This is a genomic window from Paenarthrobacter sp. CM16, assembly GCF_013179505.1.
Classification (GTDB): domain Bacteria; phylum Actinomycetota; class Actinomycetes; order Actinomycetales; family Micrococcaceae; genus Arthrobacter.
This window is the reverse complement of sequence record NZ_JABMCX010000141.1, coordinates 1-12,469: the sequence shown is the minus strand read 5'-3', so window position 1 is coordinate 12,469 and position 12,469 is coordinate 1. Positions and strand designations below refer to the sequence as shown.

16 protein-coding genes are annotated in these 12,469 nt (G+C 59.4%); 9 read left to right on the top strand and 7 right to left on the bottom strand.

The window, feature by feature from the left end; all coding sequences use genetic code 11:
- The first annotated feature begins 70 nt into the window (after positions 1-70).
- From HP499_RS13555 to HP499_RS13545, 3 genes are all read left to right on the top strand, one after another.
- Complete coding sequence (locus HP499_RS13555; protein ID WP_172324566.1) at positions 71-1,405, top strand: sigma-70 family RNA polymerase sigma factor; 1,335 nt, start codon at positions 71-73, stop codon at positions 1,403-1,405.
- 24 nt (positions 1,406-1,429) lie between these two features.
- Positions 1,430-2,110, top strand: a complete 681-nt coding sequence (locus tag HP499_RS13550) for a DUF6308 family protein (RefSeq protein ID WP_172324565.1) — start codon at positions 1,430-1,432, stop codon at positions 2,108-2,110.
- Positions 2,111-2,322: 212 nt separating this feature from the next.
- The gene (locus tag HP499_RS13545; protein ID WP_172324564.1) at positions 2,323-3,666 is read left to right on the top strand and encodes a hypothetical protein; all 1,344 of its coding nucleotides are present in this window, start codon (positions 2,323-2,325) and stop codon (positions 3,664-3,666) included.
- Positions 3,667-4,009: 343 nt separating this feature from the next.
- Here HP499_RS13545 and HP499_RS13540 read toward each other — a convergent pair whose 3' ends face one another.
- Positions 4,010-5,047, bottom strand: coding sequence for an EamA family transporter (locus HP499_RS13540; RefSeq protein WP_253951573.1), 1,038 nt, complete (start codon positions 5,045-5,047; stop codon positions 4,010-4,012).
- An 87-nt stretch (positions 5,048-5,134) separates the two neighbouring features.
- On the opposite strand from HP499_RS13540, the gene HP499_RS13535 reads away from it, so the two are divergent.
- Both HP499_RS13535 and HP499_RS13530 read left to right on the top strand, forming a co-directional pair.
- Positions 5,135-5,638, top strand: a complete 504-nt coding sequence (locus HP499_RS13535; RefSeq protein WP_172324563.1) for a MarR family winged helix-turn-helix transcriptional regulator — start codon at positions 5,135-5,137, stop codon at positions 5,636-5,638.
- A 31-nt stretch (positions 5,639-5,669) separates the two neighbouring features.
- Entirely contained in the window at positions 5,670-6,260 is a 591-nt protein-coding gene (locus HP499_RS13530; protein ID WP_172324562.1) for a hypothetical protein, read from the top strand.
- 42 nt (positions 6,261-6,302) lie between these two features.
- Here the strand turns inward: HP499_RS13530 and HP499_RS13525 are convergent, their stop codons facing one another.
- The gene (locus HP499_RS13525) at positions 6,303-6,497 is read right to left on the bottom strand and encodes a hypothetical protein (protein WP_172324561.1); all 195 of its coding nucleotides are present in this window, start codon (positions 6,495-6,497) and stop codon (positions 6,303-6,305) included.
- A complete protein-coding gene (locus tag HP499_RS13520) occupies positions 6,494-6,844 on the bottom strand; it encodes a hypothetical protein (protein WP_172324560.1) in 351 nt (116 codons plus the stop codon). The genes HP499_RS13525 and HP499_RS13520 overlap by 4 nt, the downstream gene beginning before the upstream one ends.
- Positions 6,845-7,112: 268 nt before the next feature.
- Here HP499_RS13520 and HP499_RS13515 point away from each other — a divergent pair, with 268 nt between their 5' ends.
- The 3 genes from HP499_RS13515 (at position 7,113) to HP499_RS13505 (ending at position 9,477) form a co-directional block, all read left to right on the top strand.
- Positions 7,113-8,066, top strand: a complete 954-nt coding sequence (locus HP499_RS13515; protein ID WP_172324559.1) for a VCBS repeat-containing protein — start codon at positions 7,113-7,115, stop codon at positions 8,064-8,066.
- Positions 8,067-8,174: 108 nt separating this feature from the next.
- Entirely contained in the window at positions 8,175-8,414 is a 240-nt protein-coding gene (locus HP499_RS13510; protein ID WP_091550959.1) for a PLDc N-terminal domain-containing protein, read from the top strand.
- 4 nt (positions 8,415-8,418) lie between these two features.
- Positions 8,419-9,477, top strand: coding sequence for a hypothetical protein (locus tag HP499_RS13505; protein ID WP_172324558.1), 1,059 nt, complete (start codon positions 8,419-8,421; stop codon positions 9,475-9,477).
- Positions 9,478-9,527: 50 nt separating this feature from the next.
- Here HP499_RS13505 and HP499_RS13500 read toward each other — a convergent pair whose 3' ends face one another.
- Both HP499_RS13500 and HP499_RS13495 read right to left on the bottom strand, forming a co-directional pair.
- Complete coding sequence (locus HP499_RS13500) at positions 9,528-9,833, bottom strand: transcriptional regulator (protein WP_172324557.1); 306 nt, start codon at positions 9,831-9,833, stop codon at positions 9,528-9,530.
- Positions 9,830-10,273, bottom strand: a complete 444-nt coding sequence (locus HP499_RS13495) for a hypothetical protein (RefSeq protein ID WP_172324556.1) — start codon at positions 10,271-10,273, stop codon at positions 9,830-9,832. The genes HP499_RS13500 and HP499_RS13495 overlap by 4 nt, the downstream gene beginning before the upstream one ends.
- Positions 10,274-10,453: 180 nt before the next feature.
- Between HP499_RS13495 and HP499_RS13490 the strand changes: the two genes are divergently transcribed.
- A complete protein-coding gene (locus tag HP499_RS13490) occupies positions 10,454-11,641 on the top strand; it encodes a TerC family protein (protein WP_172324555.1) in 1,188 nt (395 codons plus the stop codon).
- A 20-nt stretch (positions 11,642-11,661) separates the two neighbouring features.
- Here HP499_RS13490 and HP499_RS13485 read toward each other — a convergent pair whose 3' ends face one another.
- Positions 11,662-12,264, bottom strand: a complete 603-nt coding sequence (locus tag HP499_RS13485) for a TetR/AcrR family transcriptional regulator (RefSeq protein ID WP_172324554.1) — start codon at positions 12,262-12,264, stop codon at positions 11,662-11,664.
- A 57-nt stretch (positions 12,265-12,321) separates the two neighbouring features.
- Positions 12,322-12,469: alpha/beta fold hydrolase (locus HP499_RS25165; protein WP_375154255.1), on the bottom strand; the 148-nt coding region annotated here is incomplete at its 5' end.

Here is a 12,469-nt window from a genome sequence, read left to right as displayed (position 1 = left end):
CGACGAAGGTATAGACGTCCCGGAAGCAGACCTTGGCATCATCGTCGCCGCCAACCGAAGTCAACGTCAGATGGTGCAGCGGCTCGGCCGCGTCATCCGCAAGAAGGCAAATAATCGCGCCGGCCGCCTCGTCGTCCTCTATTCAAAGGGCACCGTGGAAGACCCTGACATTCAGGGCGAAGAGTTCCTGGGGAAAGTCCTGCCCTTTGCTGATCACGTGGAGTTCTTCGATATCAAGCACGAACTTGACCAACTGAAGGACTTCCTTCGTCCAAAGGTGCAAGTATCGGCCCCTATTGCTTCCGAGGGCCAGGCAGTTTTTGAGCCACGGACTTCTGTGGCAGAAACTGCATCAACTGTCCCCGCTGTCCCCAAGGAGCCCGAATCAGATGCACCCACCGCGTTCGATCTTCAGGATGACGGTTGGCTCGAAGGACTCGGAGACATCTCGGGCTACAGCGACGACAGCGTCGCGGACTACCTGAAGCGGGCCTCGCAAGCAGATTTGCTTACAGCACAGCAAGAGGTTGAACTCGCACGTGAGATCGAAGCCGGTCTCTACGCTCAGCACTTACTAGACGATACGGCTTGGCGCAGCAGGAAGCTCTCCCGCGAGCTAACTCAAATCGCACAGCTCGGGGAAAGCGCCATGCACTCCCTCATCAGCGCCAACCTCCGTCTTGTTGTTTCCATAGCAAAGCGCCACACCGGACAAGGCATGGACTTCCTTGATCTCATACAAGAAGGCAACATCGGCCTGCATCGTGCGGCCTGTAAGTTCGATTACTCACTTGGCTTCAAGTTCTCTACCTATGCCACGTGGTGGATACGCCAGGCAATTACGCGGGCTTTGGCTGATCAGGCACGCCTCATCAGGCTTCCGGTCCACATCGTGGAGCAGGTCAACAAGATTCAGGGAATCCTTCGGGAAGCAGACCGCGCCGGGATCAAACATCACGTAACGGAGCTTGCGAAGCTTTCGGACAACACTGTCGAAAAAGTAGAGCACCTTCTCACCGCGTCCAGGTCAGTTCTCTCCTTGGACTTTCTAGTACCGGACGGCAGAGGCGGGATGGAGAGCCTTGCTAACCAGCTTATCGATCCTTATCCGCTGGACGTTGATGAGGTTATTGCCGCAGAGCAGTTGACGGCCGAGGTTCATGCGGTTCTGGATACGCTGACGGAGCGCGAGGCTGGAGTGATCGCCCTGCGCTTCGGACTTACGGACGGTGAACAGAAAACGCTGGATGCCATAGGGCAAATTTACGGCGTTACACGAGAACGAATCCGCCAGATTGAGGCCAAGACTTTGGTGCTCCTGAAAGACCCTGAGCGCTGTCGACGTCTCAGGGAACACTACTACGGCGGCGTCACAACTCCAGTCGAAGATTCCGCATCCGCCTGACCGCGGAGACCAAAAGGAGCAAACATGACATTGCCGAAAATCCTCTCACAAAGCAAAATCGATGAAGCCGCTGCACTGGTCGGTGAGTACTACACGAAGCTTTACCGTAACGACCTCCCGCAGACCGGAAGCCGATTCGACGATTGGGCAGGTGGGGGCGATAAAGGAGAAGTCGCGCATATCATCACTGCAGACGACGTCCTCGCTGTTTCGTTTCTATCCGTACAGGTGACTGCGAGAGCTGCAATCGGACTCATCGAAACCCATGCCGGTGAGGTGTCAGAGCTCCTCAAACGGATACCGACAGACTTGGATCTCTCCGCTGTTGCCCCTGACGAGTATGCCGAAGTCCTGGGCTCGCAGAGTCCGGCGAATCAACTGTGGCGTCTGCTGCGTGGCAGTGACTCCTATCGTTGGGGAATTGGGCCCACTACCGCCAGTAAGGTCATGGCGAGAAAGCGCCCACGGCTCATCCCAATCTTCGACTCGGTAGTGGGACCACTCATGGGCCATCCGACCTGCGACGGCCAATGGGAGACTTGGCACTCTGTTCTAACCGACGGTTCCGGCCTACCCGAGCGGCTAAGAATGATTCGTAGGAGGGCAGCGATTGACCACGACATCTCCGATCTTCGCACCATGGATGTCGTCTTGTGGATGTTCGGCAAATCGCAAGGTATGGCTGTTCATCAAGAGGCTGGCTAAGGATGGACATCCGGTACAAAATACTTGGCTGTTGCGTTCGCTCCGCTTGGAGGGAGCGTTAACCTCCGCTGACTCTTCTAAGCACACATCACTACATCATTGAAGGGCCGAGGCAAATACAATTTAGGTTGAAAAGCGATAGCATGCCTCAGCTGCATCGATTCCGAAATAGTCTAATTTAGACTTCCACCTTTTGAGCAAGGACATTCACAATGACAGCCGATGGTAATGCACTTGTGCCAGTTTGGACCTTGGCTACAGAGCCGGTCACCGTGCCCCAACTGTTCGCCGACGAGACCCTCACTTCGGCACGGCTCACAGAACTGCGTACAGTGCTCGCTGCTCTGGCAGATTCCTCCATCGCAACCTTAGAAATTCATCCGCGATCTACCATGCGAACCCGCACCAACGGCATCGCACTCAACGCAGCCAGCCCGCTCGCACAGCACTTGACGCAGCTCGCCGCGCATACGGCTAAGTCGGCACCGCCGACAGTCAATATTGCCGCAACGGGTGACGTACTTTATCGCATGGTAGTCCCTGCAAAAGTCGCTGCGCAGCTAGGCCAGGGGCTGGTCAAACCGATGGCCTCAACGGCTGCTGCAGGAGGTGTATACAGCGCACTCCGCGACTCCGCTGGCATTGTAGCCAATGCCACATTCGTGCCAGTTACGGGTCTGGCATCAACTTCAGCTGTAGCCACTGGAGCGACAGCTGCTGCTGGGGCAGCAACTGGCTCAGCCGCAACTGCTGGTGTGGCCGTCGCGAGTGCCGGAACCTTGACCGTTGCCGCACCGCTGGTGCTCATGGCCGTTTCCGTCGGCGTCAGCGCTTACGCAGATCATCAGCGTCAAAAAGCCATCCAAAAAATAACGGACCTCTTAGAGCAGCTGAACGACGAAAAGCTCGTCAAGGAACATACTTCGTTAGAGGCATGCGGTGACGCCGTCGCTGCCGCAACGTCGGTCCTTCTCGATGAAGGCGAACTCGGCCTGTCACTCGGACTCGATTCGGCGGTACACGCCATCAACGAGGCGTTCACCACAGTTCGAACTCGGCTCCGAAACTGGGAGGCTGCCCTTGATGGCGTTGACGGTCCAATCGATCTAGAGGAGCTGACCAAAGCCTTTCCTGGCATCGACGAAGAGCGCGGACGATTCCGGGCGCAATTGGAAATCGCGCGGCTGGCGATTGCTCTCAAGCGCAGGGTTCTTGTCGTTCAGGCAGTCGATCACGCCCAGAAGAATCCGAATAATCTCTTTAAGAGCTTCATCAGCAAACTAAACAAAACCCAAAAAAGCGTTGACGAGTTGGAGGCGCGCATAAGTTCAATTCTTCAACAGTTGTCAAAACTTGAGCTGAGGCGCCCGCGCGGATTCCGAGTGCCAGCATTCACATCTAGTGAGGTAGACAAACTACTTAGTGCAGCCTATCGCCTACGGGATCTAGGCGAGGGCACCTACGCGGGGAGCCAAAACGCTGATGTAGCAATCGAAATCGAACGGGACAGCGACGGATCCCTGACTGTTTTCCCCGCGATCGCGGTGAAACCGTGACTACAAAGGTTGAGTTACAGCAAGCAAAGAATCGCCAGAATAATCCGGGAGCAACAACATGAAAGCCCCTGGCAGCAAAATGAAATCAATCATGGTCTCCGTATTAGATGCATTAGCAGGGGCTCTTGATGAGAGCCAACGGCGCAGGGAAGCCCTCCGTACCCTAGGAATCGACCCATCCAGCGATAAGTATGAAGAAACAATTGGGAAACTTGCACTTGCGATCATTGAGCTACAGACGGACAGAGAATCTAAGGAGAGCGGTCTAGCGGAGCCAGAGTCCCGCCCGGACCGCTGACATAGACGAAACTGACGACGGACCATCAGAGCAGGTGGCCACGTGTTAAGTCTGCTTTTTGGCGACAACGAGTGCACCGGCCTGCGTTCGCACAAAGACCCGTGTATCTGCACCTCTGCGGGTCCTCGTCGATGTTCTTGTCCCACGTGGAGACAACCGCTTCACGTGGCGGTAGGTGGCGCCCATCCCCCCAGGCCGTTGCACCAAACCCACAGCCCCCAGCACCAACGCCGCGCCGACCAACTGCCACCCCGACAACGACTCCCCCAGGAACACAAACCCCAGCGCGGTAGCCACAAGCGGGCTCAGGAATCCCAGGAACGACACCACCATCGTCGGCAACCGCTCAATGCCCCGGAACCACACTGCGTATGCGGCCAGTGCCCCGATGACGCTGAGGTAGGCGAAGCCCGCCAGGTTGGGTCCGGAAACCGACGCAGGCAGCCCTTCAACCACCAACGTCACGGGCAGCAGCATCACCCCACCCATCGCTAACTGCAGGCCAGTGAACCCGAGCAGCCCCACGCCGTCGGGCCTTCCCCAACGTTTGGTGAGAACTATGCCGGCCGCCATGCTCAGCGCCGCCGCCATCCCGGCGAGCACACCCACAGAAGTCAGCGTCGCGTCGGATCGAAGCACTAGCAAGCCGACACCCGCGGCTCCCACCGCGCAGGCAATGATGTGCGCCTTGCGGATCCTCTCCCCCAGCAACAGCACGCCGAGTAAGAGCACGAACAAGGGCTGGATGGACATGACCAGCGCGGCGAGCCCGCCCGGCAGTTGATACGCGGTGAAGAACAGGAGAAAGAAGAACAGCCCGATGTTGAGCGCGCCAAGCGCCGCAGCTTTGAACCACCAACTCCCCCGCGGCCACGTTCGGGTGACCAACATGAGCACGATCCCAGCTGGCAGGGCACGCACGGTTGCAGCCAGGAGCGGCCGGTCGGCGGGGAGGAACTCCGTGGTCATCAGATAGGTGGAGCCCCAAACCATCGGGGCAAGGGCGGTGATAAAGAGGTCGCGAGGGGATGCCTTGGAAGCCCCAACTTCCGCCCTGCTGGCAACCGCTGCAGATGTGCTCATCTTTCACTTCCATACATTTCGATGTCAAACTATTTGATGTAAGACAATGTAGGTGCTGTACTGTTTGAGGTCAAGCATGGGAGGACGATGGACCGCGACGCAGTGGACATGATTCTTGAGCAGTGGAACGCGGAGCGACCCGACGTGGACGTCAGCTCCATGGGCGTTCTGGGCCGGCTCAACAGGGCGAGTCGCCTCGCCTCGCTCGAGGTGCAGAAGTTCATGAACCAGTTCGGGCTTGAGCCCTGGGAGTTCGACGTCCTGGCAACACTGCGCCGGTCGGCTGCCGAAGCTCCATTGACGCCAGGGCGACTCGCCAGCCTCACCATGATCGGTTCGGCGGCCATGACCAACCGCGTGGACCGACTCCTAAACCGCGGCCTGGTTCATCGCGAGACCAACCCCGAGAACCGCCGGCAACTCCTCATCAGCCTCACGCCCGAGGGACTTACCTTGGTAGATGACGTGGTGGAGCATCACGTTGAGAAGCAACAGAAAATGCTCGAGGGCCTCTCGAAGACTGAGCAGACACAACTGGCAAACCTGCTGCGCAAGTTCCTGCTAACAAACCACGACGGCGAACCCTCCTAAGCGGGTAGTGTCACCCATGCGAGGATGAGTCGTGGACACTTCCTCTGAGCAACTGGCGATCGCAATCGGCAAAGCGCTGGGCGGCGGGCAGGCAAGCGCCTACACCGGCACCTCGTATTTCCAAAGCGGCAACCATCAGATGAGTTATGCCATCTCGGTGCACCCCAGGGCCTTCATGTGGACCGCTAAGGAACTGCCGGACGGGCGCACGCGAACTTTCGACCCCCGAAGACTGATCATCCAGACCGACGGCGTCGATGATCCTTACGGCCTCTCCATTGAACGCATTCCGTTTTCGTTTCCTGAAGCCGTCCAGCTTTCATTCCCACTCTCCCTACCCATCTGGGGTCGGCAACTGGACGACTACCACCCTGTCGCTTGTGAAGTGAACGGCTCGGACACGACACTCCTCCTGAGGCACCGAGTAGACCGGACAATCTTCGGGTCCTTCACCTTCGAAAGTGAAAGCGGCATCGCGAAAACCCTGTTCACACCGACGACGGCACTAAAACTGGAGCGCGATCTTCCTCCGGACAACGGAGAGCACGACTTCGGCTTTGTGGCCGGCTTCGGTGACCCCGATCTGCAGAATCGCCTTCGCCCAGACGGAAACACCCATTAACAACGAGATGGCCCGCGGACATCAGTCCACGGGCCATCTGGGTCACTCAACCTCGTTGGGCTCCTGCCGGGATGCCGTACGTTTGCGCCGCCGCAACTCATAAACGCCGTAGCAACCGAAACCCAGCATGAGAACAGCAGCACCGGCACGCCACCATGCGAGAGGTTGCCAAACCGCGAAATTGACGGCCATGACGAAGAACATCACTACTTGGAGTGGATGCGGAGTCCTTTTCACCGCTTGCTCCTGCAAATAAGGCGCCCGCGCGTGGTGAGCTCACGGTACATTCCGAGGATCGCAGCAATGCTGAGAAGAGGGGTCAGTACAAAACTCAACGGGTGTCCCCTGAGAAGCAACGCCAACGGGGTCACCATTACGCAACCAGCGCTGAGTCCGGCCATGCCCGCTTCCGCCGAATCGGACGGCACCCACCCCCACTTCTTGTAGTGCAGGGCTGCGGCAAGGAGGGGCATCAACAACAAAATGCCGACGACGAAGATCATCGGCTCAGGAACCAGCCCCACAGACACCACACTCGCCCCCAGGATGAGTGACAACGTAATCGAGTACTGTTTGGTCTTCATCGTCGTTGCCGGCACAAACTCTCCCCCTGAAAACGGAATTGCTTTGACTCCCACAGCCTGCGCCCACAAATCGCCCTCTAGGTGTCAGAATCCGCGAAACTAGGTGCTGTCAGGGCCAAAATAGGTGGCGAAAAGCCCGAAAATGAGTGCTCAAACACAGCGTCTAGGTGCTCCTACCCTGACGGTCAAAAGTCCGAACCTCCCACCCCTAACAAAAGCCACCCAGCAGGACTAGGCTCCGTTGCATCGCGTGATGACGATGTTGCTAATGGGGGTAACAGTGATGTTCCGATCAAAGTCGACCAAGAATTCCTGCCACAAAACACAGGGAAAACCAAGGCGCCCACTTTTCATAGGGACAACTCTGGCCGCGATCGGGGCCCTGCTCCTGGGCACCACAGCACTTCCAGCACAGGCAGCCCAGCCGGGCACACGCGCAGCGAACGTCCCGGCAAACAACTGGGACTACGTCAACATCAACACCGGATACAACGACGACGTCCTGGCAAGGGATACTGCCGGCGACCTTTGGGTCTATCCCGGCGATGGCCAAGGCGGCTGGAAGAAGCCCCGCTTCAAGATGGGCGAGGGCTGGAATGTGATGACTGCAATCATCGGTGCAGGCAAGTTCCAAAGCGAGTTCAACGACGACATCCTTGCCCAGGATAGCAACGGCGACATGTGGCTCTACCCCGGCGGTTACGGGTACCTCAAACCACGAACCAAAGTGGGTGTCGGCTGGAATGCCATGACGGCAATCATGGGTCCGGGCGACTTCGACGGCGACTACTGCGCCGACGTCATCGCCCGCGATGCGGAAGGCCGACTCTGGTTGTACCCCGGGGACCACGCCGGCGGCTGGAAACCCCGGAGCCAAATCGGTGTCGGCTGGAATGTGATGACGGCTTTGATCGGCCGCGGTGACTTCAACGAGGACGGCAAGCGGGACGTCATGGCCCGGGACACCAGCGGAGCACTGTGGCTTTACCCTGGCGACGGCAAGGGCGGGTGGCTGCCCCGCATGCAGGTGGGCGAGGGCTGGAATGCCATGACGGCGATTATCGCCACCGGAAGATTCGACGGCAACTACCCCGGCTACTCACAGATCATCGCCCGGGACGCCAACGGAGACCTTTGGCTTTACCCCGGGGTCGGCAGCCGTCACCTCGAACCCAGAAAGAAGATCGGGGAAGGCTGGAACGTCATGACCGCGCTCATCTGACCCAACCTAAGCGTCAGTCAACGGCAGGCACCCAAGGCGGGCTCCGGCGTCGTACGTCTGCAGCGTGAGTGTTACTTTGTACGGAAGCTGCTGGTTCAGGGGGATGACATGGAAGCTTGGGAATGGGTCTTGGTGCTGCTGGCGGGACTGTCCGCGGTGTTCGTGATGGGAGCGAACATTTGGGCAATCTTCGATGTCCTGCGCCAAGACGGCCTCGACCAAATTGCGCGGATCCTGTGGGTGCTGCTGTTCTTCGTGGTGCCGCTGTTCGGTGTTGTGGTGTGGCTGTACGCGAAGCCGCGGCTGACAAACATGAGCGGAGGCATACGCCTTCGCAGAACCCTCTAGTGCCATGAGTTCACTGCTGCAAGGCCCCCGAGGCCGCCGCCTTTGCCTCGAACTGGCCATGGAATTGGACCAGGACATCCGGATCGCCGTCTTCCACCTCGGATACAACCTCGATCCCGGCGCCGGTACGTCACGAAGACTCTTGACGATGAATCCCTCCGGAGAGGCCCCACCTCCCCCACCGGAGCCAACCGTGGATGAACTCGCGGCACTGATCACGTCCTTGGATCTTCAGACCATCACCACCAAGCTGATTCACCACGCCCTTCAACGCGCAGTAGATACCGCCAGGTACTGGCAAGAACCAGACGGCGAAGACGTCCTCGCCGCCACCGAGGAAATCACAGAGTCCCTGGCGCATATCGCCAAGAGCCTGAAAGGAAAACCCGCAACCCAGTGGTGGGACCAGAATGCCCTGCCCGGACAATGGGCCATCGACTGGCGTGCAGAAGCAGATCCCGCACCGCTCCCCCGAAACCCTCAACACACCCTGGCCGAATGGGCACGAAAGGAACGGGCCGAAGAAATCCGTGCGGCCAAGGAACGGCCACAAGACCCTGACGCCAACTTCAGTGGCGAATGGTGGTCGATCCCCCACGGACTGATCCACACTGTGGCGCGGATCCCCGACGGGCTCGGCCTGGTTGAAGATTCCCTCGGCTGGGAGGAAGCCACCGTGATTCCCGTCGCCGGAACAGGCCGGATTTTGGAGATCAGCACAGAAGAGGACTGGATCAAGCTGTGCAGGGACTTCCCCTTGGAGGTCACTGCGTCCCGTCGTCACGATTGGTTCCGCACCACTGGCCGTCATGGCCGCTGGGTCATCCCCGATTGGGAACGGGCCGCCAAAGAATGGGATGCCGTACACCTCACCGTTGCCGGCTACCTCAGCACTGCCGGCCGGCCCCTACGAACAGACGAAGACACCGCAAGCGTCATCGCAGGCTGGGATCCCGGCAGCACCATCTGGCTCACGGACGTGGCCCGCGAAACGGAAGGCCCGCGACAGTTCTGGCACCGGCCACACAACCAGGACCTGTGGCAGATGGTCCCGGCAGGCTGAACCCACCCACGCAACCAGCCGCCGTCGTACCCTTTACGGAGCGCAAGCAGTCAGCCGCCCGCAATCTCCCGCAGCGTCTGCAAATGCGCCGCCCACACGTCCCGCCCCGCGGCAGTCAGGCTGGCAGAGGTCCTCGGAAACTTCCCCGCGAAGCTCTTCTTGATCTTAACGAACTCAGCCTTTTCCAAGATGGAGAGCTGTTTGCTCAGCACCGAATCGCTGACTTGGATGGCGTCTCGCAGGTCCTTGAAGTCCAACGACTCCGCCTTGGCCAGCGCAGCCATGATGGAGAACCGAACCGGCGAATGCACTACCTCGTTGAGCTGGTGGCGCGGGTGTTCGGCCGGGGTGCTCATGCGCGCAGCTCGCGGAAGGCGGCGGCGAGGCCAATGGCGGCCAGGGCGATAGCGGCCGGGATGTAGAACCAGACGTTGCCGGTCGGGAAGAAGATAGCGCCGCACACGAGGGCCACGACATAGAGCCCGAAGTACCCCAGAAGAGAGGTCAGGAACCGCTTGGTGTACCCGGCCTTGGTGGAGCGTTGAAACATAGGCCAGATGCTCGCGGTGATAGCTCCCCAGGCGCCTACGGAGCCTGCCAGCAAGGCAGCGCCGTATCCCGTGTGAGTCACAATGTGCATCCCGATCATCAGCAGCGAGCCCATGATGGCCAGGCTGGTGAACATGACGGCCACGGGCCAAGCCGCTGCGTTGATGGATGAAGCACCCACCGAGTCGGCCCTCGCAAGGAGTTCGCGTGCCTCAGCTGGTGTCATGCTGCCGGTGGTCTCGTTCATGGTTTCCCCCAAAGTTGTGCGGATCAATAACCTCACCCTAAGAAAGTACTTTCCAAGTTGTCAAGTACTTTCCCATGACAGCCTAGTTAGCGCGCGAACCACCACTCCCGGTAAATTTAGACAAAGAGTTTGACCCTCGGTGAGCAACACCACTCGCGCGCCTCACGAAAGCAGGATCATATGACCGTCTCTCCCCTCATTTGGGGCATCACCATCGTCGTCATTCTGGCGCTTCTGGCCTTCGACTACTTCTTCCACATCCGCAAGGCACACGTCCCCTCACTCAAGGAAGCGGCCATCTGGTCCTCCATTTACGTGGGCCTGGCCGTGGTCTTCGGCATCTTGGTACTGGTCTTCGGCGGCGCCCAAATGGGCTCCGAGTACTTCGCCGGCTACATCACGGAGAAGGCCCTCTCGGTAGACAACCTGTTCGTGTTCCTGATCATCATGGCCAGCTTCCGGGTGCCACGTGAGGATCAGCAGAAGGTCCTGCTCTTCGGCATCGTGTTCTCGCTGATCGCCCGCACCGGCTTCATTTTCCTGGGTGCCGCGCTGATCAACTCGTTCGCGTGGGTGTTCTACATCTTCGGCCTCATCCTGCTGCTCACGGCCGGCAACCTGCTCAAGCCCGGCGACCACGGTGACGATCAAGCGAACAACTTCATGATCCGGCTCGCCAAAAGGCTCTTCCACACTACGGATAAGTACGACGGCGACAAGCTCTTCACCACCGTCAATGGCAAGCGCGCCCTGACTCCCATGCTGCTGGTAATGGTGGCCATTGGTGGCACAGACATCCTGTTCGCCCTCGACTCCATCCCGGCAATCTTCGGCCTGACCCAGAACGTATTCATCGTCTTCACCGCCACGGCGTTCTCGCTGATGGGCCTGCGCCAGCTCTACTTCTTGATTGACGGCCTGCTGGACCGCCTCATCTACCTCTCCTACGGCTTGGCAGCCATCCTCGCGTTCATCGGCGTCAAGCTGATCCTGCATGCCCTGCACGAGAACAACCTGCCGTTCATCAACGACGGCGAGCACGTCAACGTCATCGAGATCAGCACCGGCCTCTCGCTAAGCGTGATCATCGGCGTCCTGATCGTCACCGTGGTGCTCTCACTGATCAGCCCGGCGGGCAAGGCCCAGACGGCCATCAACAACGCCCGCCGCCACGCCGTGGACTACCTGGACCTGGACTACACGGCCGACGCCAACGAGCGCGAACGCATCTACCGCGCACTCACCGCGGAAGAGGCACAGATCGTCCAGATGCCGCTGAAGTACCGCAACAAGGCCAAGGACGTGGACACTATCCGCGAGCAGGTCAAGGAAGCCCACCGCCAGCACGTGGCATTCCTCAACCGCTAAATCCCGCCACGGCCAAGACCTCAGGCGCCCAGGAGCACGCTGATCTGATCACGGATCTCGTCGCCAACCTGGGCGTCTGTCATTTCCATGGTGGCCGAGGACGTCATGCTAATGAACATGATGGACGAGATGATCCGCGCCAGCTTCGCGGGGTCGCGGGCCAGCAATTTCTTATCCCGGCCCAGGACGTCGGCAATGGCTTCTTCGGTGCGCATGGTCAGGGACAGCGCCTCCGCGTGGTGCGGCTCGGAGGGATCTCCGAAGACGATTTCCTTCAGATAAGTCCGGCCGTTCTCGATCTGGACGCGGTTGCACTCGATGATGGGCCGGATGATGGCCATCACAGCATCCAGCACTGCCGTTTCAGCGGACGCTGCGTCCACGCCTTTGGTCAGCGCTTGGGCGTACTTGACGTTGTGCACCAACAAAAGCAGCTCCGCCTTGGTCTTCGCGTACAGGAACAAGGTTCCCGAACCGACGTCGGCCTTTTCAGCTACTTGCTGGGTGGTGACCTCATCCACTCCGTACTGGGTGAAAAGCTCACGGGCTGCCGAGGTGATGCGGTCAAGCTTTTCCTGCTTATTCCGCTCACGTCGGCCAAGGGTCTGGGGCGCAGGCTGCATGGAGCTACCGTATCAGCGGCGCCATCTCAGCGGGCCGAAGCATCAGCGGGCGCCACATCAGCGGCCCAGGAATTCGAGGGCTACGGGAACAAAGCGGTCGTGGAACTGGAAGATGCCGCCGTGCCCGGAGTCGGGGTAGATGACCAGTTCGCTGCCCGGAATTCGCCGGAGCATGTCGCTCGAAAGTACCGATGGCACCATGCGG